Genomic DNA, 22793 nt, shown 5'->3' with positions numbered 1-22793 from the left:
ACCTGGAGGCGTTCGCCCTGGACCTTGATCTCGTAGGAGTTCCACTGGCCGGGCGGACGCAGGACCTGGTCACGGGCCTTGATGTTCGCCGACTTGAACGAGTAGACGGAGCCCGTGGTGCGTTCGGGCGCGTCCGTGGCGTCGATCTGGATCTCGTAGCCCTTGTTCACCGCGGACCAGGGGTCGTCGGAGGCCGGGAAGCCCACGAAGATCCCGGAGTTGTCGTCGCCCCGCATCTTCCAGTCGAGCTTGAGGGAGTACGACTTCAGCTCCTTGGCCTGGTACCAGAGCAGGCCCATGCCGCCCTCGGACTCCAGGGTGCCGTCCTTGACGTTGAACTTGCCGGGGCCGGCCTGCTTCCAGCCGTCCAGGGTCTGGCCGTTGAAGATCTTCCGGTAGTCCTTGCCCGGCTTGCAGTCGGCCTTCACCTGGCCGGTGGCGTACTGGAGGCCGCCGAGCAGATGGGCCCGGAAGGCCTCCTCGGCGTAGGACTCCTTGGTGTGGCCGCCGCCGGTGTAGAAGGACCGGCCGCCGCCGTAGCTCTGGCACCAGGCGATCGGGTGGTCGCCCTTCATGTTCCCGCCCTGGTAGGTGGTCTCGTCCAGGGTGGCGAGGACCTTGGCCTGCTCACGCGGGTTGGTGCGGTAGTTGTACCACTCGTCGGTGCGCTCCCAGGCGTCGTCCAGGTGCGCGGTCGACGGGTGGTCGTGGTCCTCGACACGGACGGTGGCCTTCTGGATGGCCGGGTGCGAGTCGAAGTAGGCGCCGACGAGTCCGCCGTAGAACTGCCAGTCGTACTCGGTGTCGGCCGCGGCGTGGATACCCATGTAACCGCCGCCGCCCGCCACGTAGTCCTCGAACGCCTTCTGCTGCTCGGCGTTCAGCACATCACCGGTGGTGGACAGGAAGGCCACCGCGTCGTACTTGGCGAGGTTGGTCGTGGTGAACTGGCGGGCCTCCTCGGTCGCGTCGACCGTGATGCCGGCCGGGCCGCCGAGCTCCTTCAGGGCGGTGATGCCCGCCGGGATGGAGTCGTGCCGGAAGCCTGCGGTCTTGGAGAAGACCAGGACCTTCTTGCCTCCCTTGAACGGCTCCTTGGAGAACTCGAAGTCGTCCACGTCGTACAGCGCGCCCTCGCCGCCCTTGAAGACCAGGTAGATGTCCGTGGCGCGCTTGGGCAGCGACCGCAGTGGCACGCCGACGTTCTGGAAGGTCTCCCAGCCGCCGGTCGGCGGGATGTACGCCGAGCCGTGGAGCGGTCCGTCGGGCGAGCCGGTGCGCACTTCGATGAAGCCGCCCGCGCCGCCGGAGGAGGCTCGCACGGTCATCTTCTTCTGCCCGTCGAACCGGTACGGGGTGAAGGAGATCCAGTCGCCGTCGTCGATGTTGCCGACGGTCTTGCCGCCGTTGGCGCCGGTCTTGTCGATCACCGTCACGCCCGACTGGGTGGTGAAGTGCTCGCCCTGGCGGTGCAGCGGCTGGAGCACGGCGCGGGCGGTGCCGGTCAGCGTCTCCTGGCCGTTTGCCCCGCCGTCGGTGTAACTGGCGCCGACGACGCCGTAGATGTTGGCGTTGGGATCGTGGCCGCCGTCACCGGGGGGCGGCTTCAACGTGCCCTCGCAGCCCATCTCGCTGGTCAGCTCGTGGGCGTGGGAGTCGTGGCCGAGGCTGTAGGCGACCTTGACCTTGGAGCAGTCGACGGTCTCCTCGGGGTCGGTGACGGTCACCTTGAAGGGGACGGGCTTGCCGAACTCGGCCAGGGCACCGTTGCCCGGGATGTCGATCTTCACCTTGGGCTCGGTGTTGCCGACCACGATCCGGGTGCTGGCGTTGCCGGTGTGACCCTCGGCGTCCTTGGCGGTGAAGGTGGCGGTGTAGGTGCCGACCTTCTTGTACTTGTGGGTGGGGTTGAGACCCTCGCCCTTGGTGCCGTCGCCGAAGTCCCAGCTGTAGGTGAGGTCCGGGGAGTCTGCGTCCTTGGCCGAGCCGGTGAACTTGACCTTCAGCCCGGCCGCTCCGGACGTCTTGTCGGCGCTCACCTCGGCGATCGGGGAGAAGCCGTCCTCGGCGTTCTCGATCCGGTACAGCGCGGAGTGCTCGTCGCCCTGGAACCAGGAGATGCCGTAGTCGAGGACGTAGAGCGCGCCGTCGGGGCCGAACTCCATGTCCATGATCTGGGTGCCGGTCCACGGGAAGTCGTTGATCTTCGCGACGGAGCCGTCGGTGTTCTCCTCGATCCGCTTGATCCAGCGGCGGCCGAACTCACCCGCGAAGAAGTCGCCGTCGTAGGCCTCGGGGAACTTCACCTTGGAGTCGAGGTCGGGGTCGTAGCGGTAGACCGGGCCGGCCATCGGGGACTCGGAGCCGCTGCCGAACTCGGGCACCGAGCCGCCGTCGTACGGGATCCAGGCGGCCTGCGCGGGCGGCAGGTCGGTCAGGCCCGTGTTGTACGGCGAGGTGTTCTTCGGGGCGGCGCAGTCGAACTTCTCGCCGGACTCCTTGGTGGCGAAGTCGTAGTCGACGTACGCGTCGTTGTTGCCGGTGCAGAACGGCCAGCCGAAGTTGGCGGCCTTGGTGACCTTGGCGAACTCGACCTGTCCCCCCGGGCCCCGCTTGGGGTCGGCGGCGCCCGCGTCGGGGCCGTAATCGCCGACGTAGACGACGCCGGTCTTGTCGTCGACGCTCATCCGGAACGGGTTGCGGAAGCCCATCGCGTAGATCTCGGGACGGGTCTTGTCCGTGCCCGGGGCGAAGAGGTTGCCCGCCGGGACGGTGTACGAGCCGTCCTCGGCGACCTTGATCCGCAGGATCTTGCCGCGCAGGTCGTTGGTGTTGGCGGAGCTGCGGCGGGCGTCGAAGGCGGGGTTGCGGCCCTCGCGGTCGTCGATCGGCGTGTAGCCGTCGGACGCGAAGGGGTTGGTGTCGTCACCGGTCGACAGGTAGAGGTTGCCGCCCGCGTCGAAGTCGATGTCGCCGCCGACGTGACAGCACAGGCCGCGGGAGGCCGCGACGTCGATGACCTTCTTCTCGCTGGCCGTGTTCAGCGTGCCGTTGGCGTTCAGGACGAAGCGGGAGAGGCGGTTGACGCCGTCGAACTTCTTGAACTCCTCGGCGGTGCCGGTCTCCGGGGCGTCGCCCGCGGGGGTGTCGAGGGGCGGGGCGTAGTAGAGGTAGATCGCCCGGTTGTTCTTGAAGTCCGGGTCGATGCCGACGCCCTGGAGGCCCTCCTCGTCGTGGCTGTAGACGGGGATCTTGCCGGCGACCTTGGTGACACCGCCCTGGTCGGTGAGGCGCAGCGTGCCGTCGCGCGAGGTGTGCAGCACGCTGCGGTCCGGGAGCACGGCGAGCGACATCGGCTCGCCCATCTCGGGTTCGCCCTTGGCGAGCGGCACCTGCTGGAACTGGCCCTCGGCGGCCGCCGGTTCGTCGTGTTCCGGGTGGCCGGGATGGGCGCCGGCGACGGTGGCCGGGGCGCCCACGGCCAGGAGCAGGCCGGTGAACAGGGCGACGGTGGCGCGCAGTCCGGGATGCCTGGCGGTGCGGGTGCTTCTGAGTCTGGTTCTGTGCACGAAGTCCCTCCGGGAACGGGGTGGGCCGTACGGGATGGGTGCGTAGACGTGCGGTGCGGGCGCCGGGGTGCGCCGTCACCCCGGAGGTGTGTGACCTGAACACAAGGAAGGTGCGTGGTTCAGCTGTTGAACGCGGCGTCGAAGGACGCGCTGGGTGGCTCGAAGTCGAAGGCCTTCAGCCGGGTCAGCGCCTCGGGCGCCCCCTGGAGCCGATCCATGCCGGCGTCCTCCCACTCGACCGAGACCGGGCCCTGGTAGTCGATGGAGCGCAGCATCCGGAAGACGTCCTCCCAGGGGACGTCTCCGTGCCCGGCGGAGACGAAGTCCCAGCCGCGCCGCGGGTCGCCCCAGGGCAGGTGGGAGCCGAGCCGGCCGTTGCGTCCGTCGAGGCGCTTGCGGGCCTCCTTGCAGTCGACGTGGTAGATCCGGTCGCGGAAGTCCCAGAGGAAGCCGACCGGGTCGAGGTCCTGCCACACGAAGTGCGAAGGGTCGAAGTTGAGACCGAAGGCGGGGCGCCGGCCGACCGCCTCCAACGCGCGGACCGTCGTCCAGTAGTCGTAGGCGATCTCGCTGGGGTGCACCTCGTGCGCGAACCGCACGCCCTCGGCGTCGAAGACGTCCAGGATCGGGTTCCAGCGGTCGGCGAAGTCCTGGTAGCCGCGTTCGATCATCGCGTCGGGGGCGGGCGGGAACATGGCGACCAGGTGCCAGATGGCGGAGCCGGTGAAGCCGATGACGGTGTCGACGCCGAAGGCGGCCGCGGCGCGCGCGGTGTCCTTCATGCGTTCCGCGGCCCGCTGCCGTACGCCTTCCGGGTCTCCGTCGCCCCACACCGCGTCCGGCACGATGGCCTGATGGCGTTCGTCGATGATGGCGTCGCAGACGGCCTGGCCGACGAGGTGGTTGGAGATGGCCCAGCACTTGAGGCCGTACTTGTCGAGCAGAGCCCGGCGGCCGTCGAGATACCCCGGGTCGGAGAGCGCCTTGTCGACTTCGAAGTGGTCGCCCCAGCAGGCGAGTTCGAGGCCGTCGTAGCCGAAGTCGCGGGCGAGCCGGCAGACCTCCTCCAGCGGCAGGTCGGCCCATTGGCCGGTGAACAGCGTGAACGTACGCGGCATCGCGCGTCAGCCTCCTCAGACCGCTATCGGGGTGTAGACGGAGTTCTTCTCGGCGCTCTCCTCGACCGCCGCGAGCACGCGCTGCACCTGCAGCCCGTCGGCGAAGGAGGGTTCGGGGCGGCGGCCCTCGGCGACGGCGTGGACCAGGTCGCGGGCCTGGTGGACGAAGGTGTGCTCGTAGCCGAGGCCGTGGCCCGGCGGCCACCAGGCGTCCAGGTAGGGGTGGTCGGGTTCGGTGACGAGGATGCGGCGGAAGCCGGCCTCCGCGCCCGGCTCGGTGCCGTCGTGGAACGACAGCTCGTTGAGCCGCTCCAGGTCGAAGGCGAGCGAGCCGCGCTCCCCGTTGAGCTCGATGCGCAGGGCGTTCTTGCGGCCGGTGGCATAGCGGGTGGCCTCGAACGAGGCCAGGGCGCCGGAGGGGAAGCGGGCGGTGAACAGGGCGGCGTCGTCCACGGTGACCTGGCCGGTGCCGGCGGACGAGACGGCGGACAGCCCGCTCGTGGCGCCGGTGGGCAGCGGCCGCTCCCGTACGAAGGTCTCGGTCAGCGCGGAGACACCCGCCAGCCGCTCCCCCGTCAGGTACTGCGCGAGGTCGACGATGTGCGCGCCCAGGTCGCCGAGCGAGCCCGAGCCGGCCTGCTCCCTGCGCAGCCGCCAGGTCAGCGGGAAGTCCGGGTCGATGAGCCAGTCCTGGAGGTACGTCACACGCACGTGCCGTAGCCTGCCCAGGCGGCCCTCGTCGACCATCCGGCGGGCCAGGGCGGTGGCCGGCACCCGGCGGTAGTTGAAGCCGACCATCGCCACCTGGCCGCGTGCGTACGCCTCTTCGGCGGCGCGTTCCATCGACGCGGCTTCCTCGACGGTGTTGGCGAGGGGCTTCTCGCACAGGACGTGCTTGCCGGCGGCCAGGGCGGCCAGCGCGATCTCGGCGTGGCTGTCGCCGGGGGTGCAGATGTCGACGAGGTCGATGTCGTCCCGTTCGACGAGGGCACGCCAGTCGGTCTCGGTGGACGCCCAGCCGTGCCGGTCGGCCGCCGCCCGAACGGCGTCCCGGTCCCGGCCGCAGATCGCGGCCCGCACCGGGTTCAGCGGCAGGTCGAAGACGCGGCCCGCGGTGCGCCAGCCCTGCGAGTGGGCGGCGCCCATGAAGGCGTAGCCCACCATCCCCACGCGCAGGGGTGGCTTGCCCGCCTCCTCGGTCCCTTCTGACTGCTGCTGCGGCTGTCCCATGTGGGAGTCCTCCTCGTCCTGGTCGGGGTCGCGCACGTGGGGGGTGCGGGGGCGGAACCGGTCACCGGAAGCCGGTGGGCATGTACTGGTCGACGTTGGTCTTGTCGACGACGGCCGAGTAGAGCGTGATCGACGCGGGGATCTCGAACTCGGCCATGCCGCTGATGCCGTTGCCCTGGCCGAGGGCGCGGGCGAGGTCGATCGCGGAGGCGGCCATGGTGGGCGGGTAGAGCACCGTCGCCTTGAGTACGCCGTCGTCCTGCTTGATGGCCTGGAAGGCGGAGAGCGCGCCCGCGCCGCCGACCATCAGGAAGCCGTCGCGCCCGGCCTGCTCGATGGCGCGCAGCGCGCCCACGCCCTGGTCGTCGTCGTGGTTCCACAGCGCGTCGAACTTGGACTGGGCCTGGAGCAGCTGGGCCATCTTGGCCTGGCCGGACTCGACGGTGAAGTCGGCGGCCTGGCGGGCGACCTTCTTGATGTTGGGGTAGTTCTTCAGGGCGTCGTCGAAGCCCTTGGTGCGCTGCTTGGTCAGTTCCAGGTTGTCGAGGCCGGCCAGTTCGATGACGCGGGCGCCCGACTTGCCCTTGAGCTTCTCGCCGATGTAGTGCCCGGCGTTGAGGCCCATGCCGTAGTTGTCGCCGCCGATCCAGCAGCGGTAGGCCTGCGGGGTGTTGAAGATCCGGTCGAGGTTGACGACCGGGATGCCGGCGCGCATCGCCTTCAGCCCGACCTGGGTGAGGGCCTTGCCGTCGGCGGGCAGCACCACCAGGACGTCGACCTTCTTGTTGATGAGGGTCTCGATCTGGCCGATCTGCTGGGCGGTGTCGTTGGAGCCCTCGGTGATCTCCAGGGTGACGTCCGAGTACTTCCCGGCGCGCTCCTTGGCGTTGTCGTTGATGGCGTTGAGCCAGCCGTGGTCGGCCTGCGGTCCGGCGAAGCCGATGGTGACCTTCTTGCCGGGCTTGTCGTCGGCGGCGGGCTGGTCGTTCCCGGCCGGCTCGTCCTTGGAGTCGGAGGGCTCGTTGCTCGTGCAGCCCGTGAGGAGGGCACCGGCGGAGACGGCGGCGGCCCCGAAGAGCAGTCCTCTGCGGCTCGTGATCTCTGTCATGGCGGTGAACCCTTTCCTCAGGTCGTGCTCGCGGTACGGCGCTGGACCAGCACGGCGGCGACGATGATCGCGCCCTTGGCGATCTGCTGGACGTCGCTCTGCAGGTTGTTCAGGGCGAAGATGTTGGTGATCGTGAAGAAGATCAGGACGCCCAGCACGGAGCCGGTGATGGTGCCCCGGCCGCCGGTGAGCAGGGTGCCGCCGATGATCGCGGCGGCGATGGCGTCGAGTTCGTAGAGGTTGCCGTTGGTGTTCTGGCCGGAGCCGGACAGGACGATCAGCAGGAAGGCGGCGATGCCGCAGCACAGCCCGGACAGCAGATAGAGGTAGAGCCGCTGGCGGCGTACGTCGATGCCGGCGAGCCGGGCGGCCTCCGGGTTGCCGCCGACGGCGACGGTGCGGCGGCCGAAGGTGGTGCGGTTGAGCACCAGCCAGCCGATGACCGTCACGGCGGCGAAGACCAGGACCAGGGGCGGGATGCCGAGGATGTAGGCATCGCGTTCGCCGAGGTCGAGGACGGAGGGCACGGTGACGATCTGTGTCTTGCCGTCGGTGATCTGCAGGGCGAGGCCGCGGGCGGAGGCCAGCATGGCGAGGGTGGCGATGAACGGCACCATCGCGCCGTAGGCGATGAGCACCCCGTTGACCAGGCCGCAGCCGACTCCGACGATCAACGCCGTGAAGAGGATGCCGGCGAAGCCGTACTCCTGGGTGGCGACGGTGGTGGCCCACACCGAGGCGAGGGCGACGATCGCGCCGACCGACAGGTCGATGCCGCCGGAGACGATGACGAAGGTCATGCCGACGGTGACGACGCCGACCACGGAGGCCTGGGTGAGGACGAGTTGCAGGTTGCGGGTGTCGAGGAACTCGTCGGGCTTGGTGATGCCGCCGACGAGGATCAGCGCGGCGAGCACGCCGAGCAGCGAGAGGGTGCGGACGTCGGCGCGGGCCAGCAGGCCGCGCCAGGCCGGGGGCTGCGCCTCGGGCACCTTGGCGGTGCTGTCCCGCGGCGGGGAGACGGGCTGCGTCATGACGCCGGGCTTCCTTCCATGACCAGGTCGAGTACGCGGTGTTCGTCGAGTTCGCGCGCGGGTGCCGTGTGGACGACACGGCCCTCGCGCAGCACCAGGACGCGGTCGGCGAGGCCGAGCACCTCGGGCACCTCGCTGGAGACCAGCAGCACGGCGAGGCCTTCGTCGGCCAGCCGGCGGACGACGGCATAGAGCTCGGCGCGGGCGCCGACGTCGACGCCGCGGGTGGGTTCGTCGAGCAGCAGCACCCGGCAGCCGCGCAGCAGCCAGCGGGCCAGGACGGCCTTCTGCTGGTTGCCGCCGGACAGGGTGCGCACGGGCACGGACGGGTTGTCCGGCCTGAGCGACAGCTCGCGCGTCGCGGCCCGGGCGGCACCGAGTTCGGCGCCCCGGTCGATCCAGCCGCCGCGCGAGAAGCGGGACATGGAGGAGACCGACACATTGCGGGTGACGGACTCCAGCATCAGCAGGGCCTGGGCCTTGCGTTCCTCGGGGGCGAGCCCGAGTCCGGCCCGGACGGCGGCCCGTACACTGCCCGACTTCAAGGGCCGTCCGTCGACCAGCACCTGACCTGACGTCGGTTTCCGGGCCCCGTAGACGGTCTCCAGGATCTCGGAGCGGCCCGAGCCGACGAGTCCGGCGAGGCCGACGATCTCGCCCGGCCTGACCTCCAGGTCGAAGGCCTCGAACTCCCCTCGACGGGCCAGCCCTTGAATCTGGAGAACCGATTCACCAGTCGGCGGGGAGACGGGCCGGTCGGGGAAGACGTACTCGACGTTGCGGCCGGTCATCAGCGCGACGACCTCGCGGGTCGGTGTCGACTTCGCCGGAAGCCCGTTCGCGACGGCCCGTCCGTCCTTCAGCACGGTGACCCGGTCGCCGATGCGGCGGATCTCCTCCAGACGGTGCGAGATGTAGACGACGGCGACTCCGGCGGCGGTGAGATCGCCGACGATACGGAAGAGGTTGTCGACCTCGTCCGGGTCGAGGGCGGCGGAGGGCTCGTCCATCACGATGAGCCGCACGTCGTGGGAGAGCGCCCGGGCCATGGACACGATCTGCTGCTGAGCGGCCGACAACTCCCCGACCAGGCGGGCCGGATCGACCTCCGGATGCCCGAGTCGCTTGAGCAGGGCGGTGGTCGAGGCCTTGGCCGCCTTTCCGCGTACGACGAACCCGGCGGCGGTCGGCTCATGGCCCAGGTGGACGTTCTCGGCGACCGACAGATGCTCCACCAGGTCGAGTTCCTGGTAGATGGTGGCGATGCCGAGGCGCATGGCGGCGATCGGCGAGCGGAGCGTGACCTCCTCGTCGCGCCAGCGGATGGTGCCGGTGTCGGGTTGGTGGGCACCGGCCAGGACCTTGATGAGGGTCGACTTGCCGGCGCCGTTCTGGCCGAGCAGGCAGTGCACCTCACCGGCCTGGACGTCGAGGTCGACGCCGTCGAGCGCCCGGACTCCGGGGAACGACTTGGTGATGCCGGACATGCTGAGCAGCGGTGGTTCTGGTGCCATGCGAATTCCCCTTGGCGGGCGTGCGGCCGGTTTCAGGGCGCTTTTCGAACAGGCGTGTTCAGGGCAGGGCAGGGCAGGGCAAAGCGGCGAATGGTGCGGGTGAGCCTGTCGAGCGAGTGCTTACGCAGGTGAGAACAGGTGGTCGCTGATGAGCCGGGCCGCGCCGATGACACCGGCGGCGGGTCCCAACTCGCCCAGGACGATGGGCAGATTGCCGGTCGCCAGCGGCAGCGACTGGCGGTAGACCTGGGTGCGGATCGCGGCGAGCAGCGTGTGACCGAGGCCGGTCACCCCGCCGCCGATCACCACCAGGCCCGGATTGAAGAAGCTGACCAGGCCGGCGATGACCTGGCCGGTGTGATTGCCGCCCTCGCGGATCAGGTCGAGTGCGGTGGCGTCGCCCGCGGCGGCCGCGGCGGCGACATCGACGGCGGTGAGACCGCCGTTCGTCTCCAGCCGCGATGCCAGTTCGGCCGAAAGCCCCTGCTGGGCGGCCTCCGTGGCGTCGCGGGCGAGGGCCGCCCCGCTGAAGTGGGCCTCCAGGCAGCCCCGGTTGCCGCAGGCGCAGGGCCTGCCGTCGGACACGGCCTGGATGTGCCCGATGTCGCCGGCGCTGCCCGTCGTACCGCGGTAGACCTCACCGCCGACGACGATGCCGCAGCCGATACCGGTGCCGATCTTGACGCAGAGGAAGTCGGCGACGGTGCGGGCGACGCCCGCGTGCTGCTCCCCCATCGCCATGAGGTTCACGTCGTTGTCGACCATGACCGGGCAGCCGAGTTCCTGGCTGAGCGCCTCCCGCACGGGGAAGCCGTCCCAGCCGGGCATGATCGGCGGTGCCACCGGGATGCCCTCGGGGAAACGGACCGGGCCCGGGACGCCGATGCCGGCGCCGTCGAACCCCTCCGCGAGCCCGGAGGCCTTCAGTTTCGCGGCCATGGCCAGGACCTGCTCGAAGACCGCGACCGGGCCTTCGCGTACGTCCATGGGCTGGTTGATGTGGCCGAGGGTCTCCAGTTCGGCGTTGGTGACGGCGACGTCGACCGAGGTCGCGCCGATGTCGACGCCGAGGAAGCGCAGACCCGGGTTGAGCCGGATGTTGTGGGAGCGGCGGCCACCGCGCGAGGCGGCGAGTCCGTCGGCCACGACCAGCCCCGTCTCCAGCAGCCGGTCCACCTCCACGGCGAGCTTGGACCGCGAGAGGTCGACCTGGTCGCCCAACTGGGCACGGGAGTTGGGGCCGCCGTCGCGCAACAGCGTGAGCAGTCGGGCCTGGTGGGCGTTTCCGGGTCGTGCGGTCATACGTCTCACGAGCCCCTCCCCGCCTCGATCGGCCTGTGCGCGCCGGTTTTCCGCCACATCAGTGGCTTGCTTTCGGAGGGAACGTAGCAGCGGCTGCCGGAGGTGGGAAGAAGTCGCGCAGGAATTGCCCTCCACTTTTTCCACTCACAGGACAAAGACGAGGGGTGGGAGTTGCCGACAGCCGCTGAAGGTTCTACGAACGCGCCCGGGCGTGGTACGACCGCCGCGTGTGCTCCGTGTGTGCGCGCATCAGTTGGGTCGCCCGCTGTTCGTCCCGGTCGGCGATCGCCGCGATCAGTTCGCGGTGTTCGATCCAGGACTGATGGCCGCGCTGACGGGCCACCGGCGTGTAGTACCAGCGCACACGACGGTCGACCTGGGCGGCGAGTTCGGCGAGGACGGCGTTGCCGGCGAGCTCCATGATCTTGGCGTGGAAGCGGGCGTTCATGCCGACGGCGCCGTCCACGTCGTCGGCCTCGACGGCCTTCTCGCCCTCCGCGCAGAGGGATTCCAGGGCGGTGAGGCCGGCGGTGTCGGCGTTCGCCGCCGCGAGCCGGGCCGCCTCGGCCTCCAGGAGCGTACGGACCGTGAGGAGCTGGTCGGCCTCCTCCTCCGTCGGCTCGTGCACGAACGCGCCCTGGGCGGGCCGCAGATCGACCCACCCCTCGGTGTTGAGCCGCTGCAACGCCTCGCGCACCGGCTGCCGGGAGACCCCCAGATGCCCGGCGAGTTCGCTCTCGACGAGGTGCTGGCCGGGCTGGAGGGCCCGGGTGGTGATGAGTTCGAGGAGTGCCTCGTAGACGCGGTCACGCAGCGGACCCGGGCGTTCCAGCTTGGGTACCGCCCCCTGGGGCAGGCCTGTCGACAGCATCGCGGTCCCCCTCCTCGGCAGGGCCGTGCACAGCGCGGCGGCTACCGTGTCGCCGCAGAGTCAGTATCGATTGTCTTTCGTCTACAGTCTACGGCGCACAAAGGCCAGGGTTTCGGGCAGTTGGCCGCGTCACACCATGGCGGCCGAGGGCTCAGGGGCAGCGCACGACCTGTCCCGCGTACGACAGGTTCCCGCCGAAGCCGAAGAGCAGGACCGGGTCGCCGGTGGAGACCGCGCCCTGTTCGACGAGCTTGGAGAAGGCGAGCGGGATGCTCGCGGCGGAGGTGTTCCCGGACTCGGTGACATCGCGCGCGACGACGGCGTTCACGGCACCGATCTTCTCGGCGAGGGGCTCGATGATGCGCAGGTTCGCCTGGTGCAGCACGACCCCGGCGAGGTCCGCCGGCTCCAGCCCGGCCCGCTCGCACGCCCGGCGCGCGATGGGCGGCAACTGCGTGGTCGCCCAGCGGTAGACACTCTGCCCTTCCTGGGCGAAACGGGACGGCGTGCCCTCGATCCGCACCGCGTTTCCCATCTCGGGCACCGAACCCCACAGCACCGGCCCGATGCCGGACTCCTCGGCGGCCTCGACCACCGCGGCCCCGGCCCCGTCCCCGACGAGCACGCAGGTGCTGCGGTCGCTCCAGTCGGTCACCTCGGACATCTTGTCGGCCCCGATGACCAGCGCACGGCTCGCGCCCCCCGCGCGAACGGCGTGGTCGGCGGTGGCCAGGGCGTGGGTGAAACCGGCGCACACCACGTTGAGGTCCATCGTGGCCGGCTGCGGCATCCCGAGGCGGGCCGCGACCCGGGCGGCCATGTTGGGCGAGCGGTCGACGGCGGTGGAGGTCGCGACCAGCACCAGGTCGATGTCGGCGGGGGCGAGGCCGGCTGCCGCGAGGGCCTTGGCGGCGGCGTGGGCGGCCAGCTCGTCGACCGGTTCGTCGGGCCCGGCGATGTGGCGGGTGCGGATGCCCACCCGGCTCCTGATCCACTCGTCACTGGTGTCCACCAAGCCCGCCAGGTCCTCGTTGGTGAGCACCTTGGCGGGCTGGTAGTGGCCGACGGCGGCGATGCGCGAGCCGTTCATGTGGGTGGGTCCCCCTCGTTGCCTTGGGTAGCGGGACCCACCAGTCTGATCAGTGACTCACGGGTACGACGGCAGCCAAGGCAACAGGAAACGAGCGCCAGGCTTGTCAGCTTCGGTCAGGACCGCGGACGCCCGGGCACCTGTCGCACGCCGGAACCCGGTCCCACCGCGGTCCTCACCCGGTGAACAGCTGCGTCGCCTTCCGGACGAGCTCGTACAGCCCGTAGGCGAGCGGTACACCCACCCACACCCAGGCGAAGGCGATCAGCCACCGCCGGTCCGGGCTAGGCGGACTCTGACTGCTGCTGCTGGACACGATCGGCCTCCTTCGACTGCGGGACGTGATGGCGGGGGTCGACGGGCCGGACGAGTTCGTTGGCGACGAAGCCGACGACCAGCAGGCCGATCATGATGACGAACGACAGCCCGTACAGGGACGCGCCGTGCCGGCCCGCCTCCTCCTGCCGGTCGGCGATCCAGTTCACGATGAGCGGGCCGAGCACACCGGCCAGGGACCAGGCGGTGAGCAGCCGCCCGTGGATGGCGCCGACCTGGTACGTGCCGAACAGGTCCTTCAGATACGCCGGGATCGTCGCGAAACCGCCGCCGTAGAAGGAGAGGATGACCAGCGCGCACAGGATGAACAGCGGCTTGGAGGTGTCGCCGAACAGGGCGATGAGCGCGTACATCAGCGCGCCGACGCCCAGGTAGACGCGGTAGATGTTCTTGCGGCCGATCAGGTCGGACGTCGACGACCAGCCGATGCGGCCCGCCATGTTCGCCGCCGACAGCAGGGCGACGAAGCCGGCGGCGGCCGTCACGGACACCGGTGTGGAGGTGTCCGCGAAGAAGTCCGTGATCATCGGGGCGGCCTTCTCCAGGATGCCGATGCCGGCGGTGACGTTCATGCAGAGCACGAGCCACAGGCACCAGAACTGCGGGGTGCGGATGGCCTGGTTCGCCGAGACCTGCGGGCCGGTGGGGGCTTGTCGCGCAGTTCCCCGCGCCCCTGGGGCACTGCTCGGAACCCGGACCAGGAGCACACCCAGCAGCATGAAGACGGCGTACGCCAGGCCGTGCACCAGGAACGCCAGCGCGATGGCGCCACTGTCGGACCCAAAGGACTCCAGCATCTGCGCCGACCACGGCGAGGCGATGAGCGCACCGCCGCCGAAGCCCATGATGGCGATGCCGGTGGCCATGCCGGGCCGGTCCGGGAACCACTTGATCAGTGTGGAGACGGGCGAGATGTAGCCGATGCCCAGGCCGATGCCGCCGACGAAGCCGTAGCCGAACACGATCAGCCAGTACTGCTCCAGGGACGCGCCCAGCGCGGAGAGCAGGAAGCCGGAGGAGAAGCAGACCAGGGCGACGGTCATCGCCCAGCGGGGGCCGTTGCGTTCCACGAGCGTGCCGCCGAACGCGGCGGACAGGCCCAGCATGACGATGCCCAACTGGAAGGGCAGCGCGCTCTGTGTGCCGCTGAGGCCGAGCGCGGACTCGAGGGGCGGCTTGAACACGCTCCAGGCGTAGGCCTGGCCGATGGAGAGATGCACGGAAAGAGCGGCGGGCGGAACGAGCCAGCGGCTCCAGCCCGGGGGCGCGACTGGGGGACTCATGAATCCCGGACGGTAGGCAGTCGCACGGGAGTTGAAAAGGCGGCGCGTCGACCGTATGCGGTGAGCGGTATTCAGAATGCGCCGAACGGTCGCCGCGCGGACCCTTGCCGCCCCAACCTCCATACTGTAGACAATATTTCGTCGACACAAGCCGCACGGCAGTTCCTGAGCGGTCGTACGGCAGTCACACCTCCGCGGTATCCCTCAAACCGAACGGAGTGTTCCCGTGAAAGTCGCAGTTCTCGGCGCCGGTGCCATCGGCGCCTATGTCGGCGCCGCGCTCCACCGCGCGGGTGCCGATGTGCATCTCATCGCCCGTGGACCGCATCTGGCGGCCATGAGGCAGCACGGAGTCCGGGTGCGCAGCCCGCGGGGCGATTTCACCGCGCACCCCCACGCGACCGACGACCCGGCCGAGGTCGGCCCGGTCGACTACGTCTTCCTGGGCCTGAAGGCCAACGGATACGCGGCGTGCGGGCCGCTGATCGAGCCGTTGCTGCACGGGACGACGGCGGTCGTCGCGGCGCAGAACGGCATCCCCTGGTGGTACTTCCACCGGCACGGCGGCCCGTACGACGGCCACCGCGTCGAGAGCGTGGACCCGGACGGCGCGGTCAGTGCGGTACTCGCGCCCGAACGGGCCATCGGGTGTGTCGTCTACGCGGCGACCGAGCTCGAAGGACCGGGCGTCGTACGGCACTTGGAGGGCACGCGGTTCTCGATCGGCGAGCCCGACCGCAGCCTCTCGGCACGCTGTCTCGCCTTCAGTGACGCGATGCGGGCGGGCGGGCTCAAGTGCCCGGTGGAGCCCGGCCTGCGGGACGACATCTGGGTCAAGCTGCTCGGCAACATCTCCTTCAACCCGATCAGCGCGCTGGCCCGCGCGACCATGCGGCAGATGTGTCTGCACGGCGGCACCCGCCGGGTCATCGAGATCATGATGACCGAGACGCTCGCGGTCGCTCAGGCCCTCGGCTGCGAGGTCGGCGTCTCCATCGAGCGCCGGCTCGCGGGCGCCGAGCGGGTCGGCGACCACCGCACCTCCACGCTCCAGGACCTGGAGCGCGGCAAGCCGCTCGAACTCGACGTACTCCTCGCGGCGGTCGTCGAGCTGGCGGAGATCACCGGCGTGGAGGTGCCCACCCTGCGCACCGTGCACGCCATCTCGGACCTGCTCGCGCTGAGGAGCGCCGCATGAGGAGCCTCGTATGAGGAAACGGCAACCGAAGACCTACACCCGGCTGACTCACCCGCTCGTACGGGACTCCCGCGACGAGCCGTTCCGGCAGGCGAGCTGGGAGGAGGCCCTGGACCGGGCCGCCCGGGGCATCGCCGGCAACCGCGGCGCCTTCGGGATGTTCAGCTGCGCCCGCGCCACCAACGAGATGAACTACGTGGCGCAGAAGTTCGCCCGGGTCGTCATGGGCACCAACAACGTCGACTCCTGCAACCGCACCTGCCACGCCCCGAGCGTGGCCGGCCTGTCGGCGGCGTTCGGCTCGGGCGGCGGGACGTCGTCGTACGAGGAGATCGAGCACACGGACCTCGTCGTGATGTGGGGCTCCAACGCCCGCTTCGCGCACCCGATCTTCTTCCAGCACGTGCTGAAGGGGATCAGGAACGGCGCGCGGATGTACGCGGTCGATCCGCGCCGGACCTCGACCGCCGAGTGGGCGGAGAGCTGGCTCGGTCTCAACGTCGGCACCGACATCCCGATGGCGCACGCGATCGGCCGCGAGATCATCCACGCGGGCCTCGCCAACGAGGCGTTCGTCGAGCGGGCGACCACCGGCTTCGAGGAGTACAGGGCGCTGGTCGAGCCCTGGACGCTGTCGCTCGCCGAGAAGGTGACGGGCGTACCGGCCGCCGCCGTCCGCGAGCTGGCGCACGCCTACGCCCGTGCCGAGCGCGCCCAGCTCTGCTGGACCCTCGGCATCACCGAGCACCACAACGGCACCGACAACGTCCGCGCGCTGATCAACCTGTCCCTGCTCACCGGCCATGTCGGCCGCTACGGCTCGGGCCTGCAACCCCTGCGCGGGCAGAACAACGTGCAGGGCGGCGGCGACATGGGCGCGATCCCCAACCGGCTGCCGGGCTTCCAGGACATCCTCGACCCGGACACCCGGCTGAAGTTCGAGTCGGCCTGGGACACCGTCATCCAGCCGCACTACGGCCTGAACCTCACGGAGATGTTCGAGGCGATGGAGGACGGCAGCCTCAAGGCCGTCTACTGCATCGGCGAGAACCCGGCCCAGTCGGAGGCCGACAGCGAGCAGGCCGTACGGCGCCTCCAGGCCCTGGACTTCCTCGTCGTGCAGGACATCTTCCTCACGAAGACGGCCGAACTCGCGGATGTCGTCCTGCCGGCCACCGCCGGCTGGGCGGAGACCGAGGGCACGACCACCAACAGCGAGCGGCGGGTGCAGCGCGTCCGCAGGGCCGTCACCCCGCCCGGCGAGGCGCGCGAGGACATCGACATCCTCTGCGACCTCGCGGCCCGCCTCGGCCACGACTGGAAGTACGCCGACGCCGAGACCGTGTGGAACGAGCTGAGGTCCATCTCGCCCGACCACCACGGCATGACGTACGAGCGTCTGGAGGAGCACCAGGGCATCCAGTGGCCGTGCCCCAGCACGGACCGGCTCGAACCGAGCTATCTGCACGGCCGGTTGTGGGAGCCCGAGCCCTCGGCACGTGGCCGGCTAGCCCCCTTCGGGATCGTGCAGCACGACCCGCCCGTGGACCTCACCGACGAGCGGTACCCGATCCGGCTGACCACCGGGCGGCGGCTCGACTCGTACAACACCGGTGTGCAGAGCGGCGGTTACGCCTCGCCGCTGCGGCGCGGCGAGTTCATCGAGCTGTGCCCGGAGGACGCTGAGCGCTACGGGGTCGTGGTCGGTGAGCAGGTCCAGGTCACCTCACGGCGCGGGTCGGTGACCGCGCCCGTGTGGGTGGACACCGCGCTGCGGCCCGGGCTCGCCTTCATGACCATGCACTTCCCGGACGAGGTGGACACCAACGCGCTGACGATCGAGGCGAACTGCCCGATCGCGGGGACGGCGGAGTTCAAGGCGTCGGCGATCCGGATCGAGAAGCTGCCCATCGCGACCATCGTGGGGTGACGCACTGTGGACCTGCACTTCGGTGACAGCAAGCCGACGGACGAGGAGCGGGCGGCCGTCGACGCCCTGCTCGGGCCTCCGGAGTCCTCCTGGGAGGGCGCCGATCGCTCCGACGCCGATCTCAGGTGGGCCCGGGGCGGGCGCGCGGCCCGGGACCGCCGCGACCTGCTGTTGCCGGGGCTGCACGCGGTCAACGACCGGATCGGCTGGATCAGCGACGGCGCCCTCGACTACCTGTGCCGACGGCTGACGGTACCGCCGGCGGAGGCGTACGGGGTCGCCACCTTCTACGCCATGTTCTCGGTCAAGCCCCGTCCGGCGACCGTGCTCCATGTCTGCACGGACCTGGCGTGCGCGGCGGTCGGGGCGCCGGAGCTGTGCGCCGGGATCGAGGCCCGACTCGGCCTCGGCAGCGGTGTCGCGGTGGAGCGCAGCCCGTGTCTGGGCCTGTGCGAACGGGCCCCGGCGGCGCTCGCGATCAGGGCCGGGGATCCTGTGCGTACGGCGGTGTCGGCGCCGGCGACCGTCGAACAGGCCGTCCTCGCCGCGAGTGCGCCCGACTCGGCGCCGGAGGAGCCGCCCGCGCCCCTGGCGGTCCCCCAGGCCGGGCAGGACGGGCTGATGCTGCTCCAGCGCGTCGGCGTGGTCGACCCGGCCTCCCTCGACGACTACCGCGCCCACGGCGGCTACACCGCTCTGCGCCGGGCCTTCGAGCTGGGCCCGGCCGGGGTGATCCGCGAGGTCACCGACTCGGGTCTGGTCGGGCGCGGCGGTGCCGCCTTCCCCACGGGCCGCAAGTGGCAGGCCACGGCGTCCCAGCCCGATCATCCGCACTACCTCGTCTGCAACGCCGACGAGTCCGAGCCGGGCACCTTCAAGGACCGGGTGCTCATGGAGGGCGACCCGTACGCGCTGGTCGAGGCGATGACGATCGCCGCGTACGCGACCGGCGCCCACCGGGGCTATCTCTATCTGCGCGGCGAGTACCCGCGCGCGCTGCACCGGCTGGAGCACGCGATCGCGCAGGCACGCGCCCGTGGGCTGCTCGGTGACGACATCCTCGGCCAGGGCTACGCCTTCGACCTCGAGATCCGGCGCGGCGCGGGCGCCTACATCTGCGGTGAGGAGACGGCCCTGTTCAACTCCATCGAGGGCTACCGGGGCGAGCCCCGTTCGAAGCCGCCGTTCCCGGTGGAGAAGGGCCTGTTCGGCAAGCCGACGGTGGAGAACAACGTCGAGACGCTGGTCAACGTCCTGCCGATCCTCACGATGGGCGCCCCGGCCTACGCGGCGATCGGCACGGACCGGTCCACCGGACCGAAGCTGTACTGCGTCTCGGGGAGTGTGGAGCGGCCCGGTGTCTACGAGCTGCCGTTCGGCGCGACGCTGGGCGATCTGCTCGCGCTCGCCGGGGTGCGGGAGGGGCTGCGGGCGGTACTGCTCGGCGGGGCGGCGGGCGGTTTCGTCCGGGCCGACGAGCTCGGCATCCCGCTCACCTTCGAGGGGACGCGGGAGGCGGGCACGACGCTCGGCTCGGGGGTCGTGATGGCCTTCGACGACAGCGTGCCCCTGCCCCGGCTGCTGCTGCGCATCGCCGAGTTCTTCCGGGACGAGTCGTGCGGGCAGTGCGTGCCGTGCCGGGTCGGGACCGTGCGGCAGGAGGAGGCGCTGCACCGGATCGTGGAGCGCACCGGCGCCGACGCCGCCGGGGACATCGCCCTGCTGCGGGAGGTGGGCCGCGCGATGCGGGACGCCTCGATCTGCGGTCTCGGGCAGACCGCGTGGAACGCCGTGGAATCCGCCATCGACCGTCTGGGGGCGTACGAATGACCGTCACACCGCTGGGGATCCCGCGCCGTCTGCTGGAGTTCACGCTCGACGGGGAGCCGGTGCGGGCGCCCGAGGGCTCGACGATCCTCGACGCCTGCCGGGCCGCCGGGAAGGACGTCCCGACCCTGTGCGAGGGCGACACGCTCCGGCCCAAGAACGCCTGCCGCGTCTGCGTCGTCGAGGTCGAGGGGGCCAGGACCCTCGTCCCGGCCTGCTCCCGCAAGGCCGAGCCCGGCATGGAGGTGCGCACCGACACCGAACGGGCACGGCACAGCCGGAAGATCGTCCTCGAACTGCTCGCGTCCTCCGTGGACCTGTCGACGACCCCGAAGGTCGCCGAGTGGCTCAAGGAGTACGAGGCGAAGCCGGACCGCTTCGGCCCGGACGCGGCCCGGCTCAACGAGGAACCGAAGGTCGACAACGACCTGTATGTACGTGACTACGATAAATGCATCCTTTGCTACAAATGCGTGGACGCCTGCGGCGACCAGTGGCAGAACACCTTCGCGATCTCGGTCGCCGGGCGCGGTTTCGACGCCCGGATCGCCGTGGAGCACGACGCGCCGCTGACCGACTCGGCGTGCGTGTACTGCGGGAACTGCATCGAGGTGTGTCCCACGGGCGCGCTGTCCTTCAAGTCCGAGTTCGACATGCGCGCGGCCGGCACGTGGGACGAGTCGCGGCAGACGGAGACGACCACGGTGTGCGCGTACTGCGGAGTGGGCTGCAACCTGACACTGCACGTGCAGGACAATGAGATCGTGAAGGTCACCTCGCCGCACGACAACCCGGTGACCCACGGCAATCTCTGCATCAAGGGCCGCTTCGGCTACCAGCACGTACAGAACCGGGGCTGATCAGGACATGGGACGAGTCACGGAACGACGCAAGGTGCTCCGCATCAGGGACGGGGCGGTCTCCAGCCGCCCGGACACGCTCGTCGCGGAGGAACCCCTGGAGATCCGGCTCAACGGCAAGCCTCTGGCGATCACCATGCGCACCCCGGGCGACGACTTCGCCCTGGCCGCGGGCTTCCTGGTGAGCGAGGGGGTGCTGGGCGGGCAGGACGACCTCCAGAACATCGTCTACTGCGCCGGGGCGACGGTCGACGGCTCGAACACGTACAACATCGTCGACGTCAAGACGGCCCCGGACGTGGTGATCCCCGACATCACGCTGGAGCGGAACGTCTACACCACCTCCTCCTGCGGCCTGTGCGGCAAGGCGTCGCTGGACGCGGTGCGCACCACGGCGCGGTGGCCCATAGCCGACACTCCCCCGGTCCGGGTCACCCCGGAGCTGCTCGCGAGCCTGCCCGACCGGCTGCGCGCGGCCCAGCGGGTCTTCGACCGGACCGGGGGCCTGCACGCGGCCGCCCTGTTCACGGAGGACGGCGAGCTGCTGGACGTCCGGGAGGACGTGGGCCGGCACAACGCGGTCGACAAGCTGGTCGGCCGCGCCCTGCAGAACGGGGATCTGCCGCTGTCGCGGACGATCCTGCTCGTCTCGGGCCGGGCCTCCTTCGAGCTGGCGCAGAAGGCCGTGATGGCCGGCCTGCCGGTCCTGGCCGCGGTGTCGGCGCCGTCGTCACTGGCGGTGGATCTGGCCTGCGAGACGGGCCTGACGCTGGTGGGCTTTCTGCGGGGCAGCTCCATGAACGTGTACGCGGGTGAGGACCGGATCGCTCTGCGGGCGGCGGCCGCCCAGGGCTGAACAGGTTCCTCCGCGACACGGCGGCGGGGCCCCGACCGGCGGGGAGCGCCCCCTGCGCCGCAGGGGCCCCGTCTCGAATGCGTCGTCCCGGCCTCGGTCCGCGGCTTCAGCCGTCCGTGCCGGATATCCGTCGCAGCATCCCGGTGAACTGCTCGCGTTCGGCCGCCGACAGCGGGGCGAGCAGCTCGTCGTTGGCGGTCCGGGCCGCCTTCTCGCAGCGCTTGAGCAGCCGGGCGCCCCGTGGGGTGAGGGACACCGCGTTCTTGCGGCGGTCCCTCGGGTCCGGCTCGCGCACCACCAGGTCCGCCGACTGGAGGTCGTCGAGGATGCCGACCAGGTCCTTGGGGTCGAGCCGGATCCCGCGGCCGAGGTCGGCCTGGGCGACGGGGCCGAGGTCACGGACGGCGGACAGCACCACGTGATGCCACATCCTCATGTCCTCCTCGGCCAGCGCCTCGGCCACCAGGGTCCGGCCGCGGGCGGCGGCGCGGCCGAGCAGCCAGCTGGGCAGGGAGCGGATCGCGGGCAGAGGGGCTTCCGACATGGCCGCAGCCTAACCAAGAAATCGTTGGTCCTTCCTATGATCGTCCTATACCGTTGGGCCTCCCAACGACTTCATTGGGATGACCAACGACCCCGGAGGTGCGATGCGCCGCGTCCGCTACGAATCCCGAGGCGGCCCCCTGTTCGTGGAGGAGACCCCGGTCCCCGAGCCCGGCCCCGGAGAACTGCTCGTACGCGCACAGGCGATCGGCGTCACGCTCCCGGTCGTACGCAAGGTCACCGAGGCGGCCGAGCCGGGCCCGCTCGGCGGCGAGATCGCCGGGGAGGTGACGGCCGTAGGCGAGGGCGTCACGCGCTTCGGCACCGGCGACCGGGTGACGGGGCTCTGCTTCGGCCACGGCTACGCCGACTTCGCCCTCCTGCACGAGGCCATGGCCTCCCCTGTCCCGGCCGGTGCCCGCGCCGTCGACGCGGTCGCCCTGGTCCGCAGCGGCCTGGTCGCCCTCGGCGCCCTGGAGGCGGCGCGGCCCGAGCCCGGCGAGGCGGCCCTGGTCACGGCGGCGGCGAGCGGTGTCGGCCATCTGGCCGTGCAACTGGCCAGGACGCGGGGCGCCGGACGGGTCGTGGGGGCGGTCTCCGACCCGGCGAAGGCCGGCTTCGTCCGCGGCCTGGGCGCCGACCACGTCGTCACGTACGACGACGACAGTTGGGGCGCGCCCGCCGACTACGCCCTGGACGCGGTCGGCGGCGCACTGCTCACCCGGGTCCTCGCCGCACTCGCCCCGGAGGGACGGCTGGTGGCCTACAGCTCGGGCGGCGGGACCGTCCAGGCGTACGACCTGCTGGTGGGCGCCAAGTCGGTGATCGGGTTCCAGATGGCCCGTATCGCCCGCGGGAAACCGGAGTTGTACGAGCGGTGGCGCGAAGAGCTGTGGCGGCTGTTCGCGGCGGGAGAGCTCAAGCCCGTGGTCCACGGGGAGTTCGCCCTGGCGGACGCCGCGAAGGCACACGGGGAGATCGAGGCGCGGGCCAACCACGGAAAGGTCGTCCTGATCCCCTGACGCACGCTTCTTGTGGGGGGTCTGTGAGTCCAAGTACCGTCTGTGGCTCCACACATGGGACGTGGGATGTCCGGTTGTCCGCATCTGCCGCCCGGATGCCGT

The 22793-nt window shown here is 70.7% G+C and carries 18 protein-coding genes; 6 read left to right on the top strand and 12 right to left on the bottom strand.

The window, feature by feature from the left end; all coding sequences use genetic code 11:
* The 11 genes from ACFTZL_RS05230 to ACFTZL_RS05180 all read right to left on the bottom strand — a co-directional run.
* Window positions 1-3569, bottom strand: a 3569-nt coding sequence (locus ACFTZL_RS05230) for a ThuA domain-containing protein (protein ID WP_382578468.1), incomplete at its 3' end; no start/stop codon positions are given.
* 119 nt (window positions 3570-3688) lie between these two features.
* The gene (locus ACFTZL_RS05225; protein ID WP_382486637.1) at window positions 3689-4687 is read right to left on the bottom strand and encodes a sugar phosphate isomerase/epimerase family protein; all 999 of its coding nucleotides are present in this window, start codon (window positions 4685-4687) and stop codon (window positions 3689-3691) included.
* Between the two features lie 15 nt (window positions 4688-4702).
* Window positions 4703-5917 (bottom strand): Gfo/Idh/MocA family protein, encoded by a 1215-nt coding sequence (locus ACFTZL_RS05220; RefSeq protein WP_382578466.1) that lies wholly within the window; start codon window positions 5915-5917, stop codon window positions 4703-4705.
* Between the two features lie 61 nt (window positions 5918-5978).
* The gene (locus tag ACFTZL_RS05215; protein ID WP_382578464.1) at window positions 5979-7025 is read right to left on the bottom strand and encodes a substrate-binding domain-containing protein; all 1047 of its coding nucleotides are present in this window, start codon (window positions 7023-7025) and stop codon (window positions 5979-5981) included.
* Between the two features lie 17 nt (window positions 7026-7042).
* Window positions 7043-8059: an ABC transporter permease gene (locus ACFTZL_RS05210; RefSeq protein ID WP_382578462.1), complete on the bottom strand. Its 1017-nt coding sequence runs from the start codon at window positions 8057-8059 to the stop codon at window positions 7043-7045.
* Entirely contained in the window at window positions 8056-9573 is a 1518-nt protein-coding gene (locus tag ACFTZL_RS05205) for a sugar ABC transporter ATP-binding protein (RefSeq protein WP_382578459.1), read from the bottom strand. The genes ACFTZL_RS05210 and ACFTZL_RS05205 overlap by 4 nt, the downstream gene beginning before the upstream one ends.
* 120 nt (window positions 9574-9693) lie before the next feature.
* Entirely contained in the window at window positions 9694-10875 is a 1182-nt protein-coding gene (locus tag ACFTZL_RS05200) for an ROK family protein (protein WP_382578457.1), read from the bottom strand.
* Window positions 10876-11068: 193 nt separating this feature from the next.
* A complete protein-coding gene (locus tag ACFTZL_RS05195) occupies window positions 11069-11746 on the bottom strand; it encodes a GntR family transcriptional regulator (protein WP_382578455.1) in 678 nt (225 codons plus the stop codon).
* Between the two features lie 151 nt (window positions 11747-11897).
* Window positions 11898-12836: a beta-ketoacyl-ACP synthase III gene (locus ACFTZL_RS05190; protein ID WP_382578453.1), complete on the bottom strand. Its 939-nt coding sequence runs from the start codon at window positions 12834-12836 to the stop codon at window positions 11898-11900.
* 175 nt (window positions 12837-13011) lie between these two features.
* The gene (locus ACFTZL_RS05185) at window positions 13012-13152 is read right to left on the bottom strand and encodes a hypothetical protein (protein ID WP_382578451.1); all 141 of its coding nucleotides are present in this window, start codon (window positions 13150-13152) and stop codon (window positions 13012-13014) included.
* Window positions 13121-14455 carry an OFA family MFS transporter gene (locus ACFTZL_RS05180; protein WP_382578449.1) on the bottom strand — a complete coding sequence of 445 codons (1335 nt, stop codon included), beginning with the start codon at window positions 14453-14455 and terminating at the stop codon, window positions 13121-13123. The genes ACFTZL_RS05185 and ACFTZL_RS05180 overlap by 32 nt, the downstream gene beginning before the upstream one ends.
* A 226-nt stretch (window positions 14456-14681) precedes the next feature.
* Here ACFTZL_RS05180 and ACFTZL_RS05175 point away from each other — a divergent pair, with 226 nt between their 5' ends.
* Genes ACFTZL_RS05175 through fdhD form a run of 5 tightly spaced genes read left to right on the top strand, consistent with a single transcriptional unit; the run spans window position 14682 to window position 21126 of the window.
* The gene (locus ACFTZL_RS05175; RefSeq protein WP_382578447.1) at window positions 14682-15653 is read left to right on the top strand and encodes a 2-dehydropantoate 2-reductase; all 972 of its coding nucleotides are present in this window, start codon (window positions 14682-14684) and stop codon (window positions 15651-15653) included.
* A gap of 10 nt (window positions 15654-15663) precedes the next feature.
* Window positions 15664-17583, top strand: a complete 1920-nt coding sequence (locus ACFTZL_RS05170; protein ID WP_382578445.1) for a molybdopterin oxidoreductase family protein — start codon at window positions 15664-15666, stop codon at window positions 17581-17583.
* 6 nt (window positions 17584-17589) lie between these two features.
* Window positions 17590-19413 carry an NADH-ubiquinone oxidoreductase-F iron-sulfur binding region domain-containing protein gene (locus ACFTZL_RS05165; protein ID WP_382578443.1) on the top strand — a complete coding sequence of 608 codons (1824 nt, stop codon included), beginning with the start codon at window positions 17590-17592 and terminating at the stop codon, window positions 19411-19413.
* The gene (locus tag ACFTZL_RS05160) at window positions 19410-20270 is read left to right on the top strand and encodes a 2Fe-2S iron-sulfur cluster-binding protein (RefSeq protein ID WP_382578441.1); all 861 of its coding nucleotides are present in this window, start codon (window positions 19410-19412) and stop codon (window positions 20268-20270) included. The genes ACFTZL_RS05165 and ACFTZL_RS05160 overlap by 4 nt, the downstream gene beginning before the upstream one ends.
* Before the next feature lie 7 nt (window positions 20271-20277).
* Window positions 20278-21126: a formate dehydrogenase accessory sulfurtransferase FdhD gene (gene fdhD, locus ACFTZL_RS05155; protein WP_382578439.1), complete on the top strand. Its 849-nt coding sequence runs from the start codon at window positions 20278-20280 to the stop codon at window positions 21124-21126.
* A gap of 106 nt (window positions 21127-21232) precedes the next feature.
* Here fdhD and ACFTZL_RS05150 read toward each other — a convergent pair whose 3' ends face one another.
* Window positions 21233-21670 carry a MarR family winged helix-turn-helix transcriptional regulator gene (locus ACFTZL_RS05150; protein WP_382578437.1) on the bottom strand — a complete coding sequence of 146 codons (438 nt, stop codon included), beginning with the start codon at window positions 21668-21670 and terminating at the stop codon, window positions 21233-21235.
* 103 nt (window positions 21671-21773) lie between these two features.
* Here ACFTZL_RS05150 and ACFTZL_RS05145 point away from each other — a divergent pair, with 103 nt between their 5' ends.
* Window positions 21774-22691 (top strand): zinc-binding alcohol dehydrogenase family protein, encoded by a 918-nt coding sequence (locus tag ACFTZL_RS05145; protein WP_382578476.1) that lies wholly within the window; start codon window positions 21774-21776, stop codon window positions 22689-22691.
* Window positions 22692-22793 lie beyond the last annotated feature (102 nt).

Source organism: Streptomyces sp. NPDC056948, assembly GCF_042674225.1.
GTDB classification, from domain to species: domain Bacteria; phylum Actinomycetota; class Actinomycetes; order Streptomycetales; family Streptomycetaceae; genus Streptomyces; species Streptomyces purpurascens.
The sequence above is the reverse complement of the archived record's forward strand: the minus strand, read 5'-3'. Positions and strand labels throughout refer to the sequence as shown.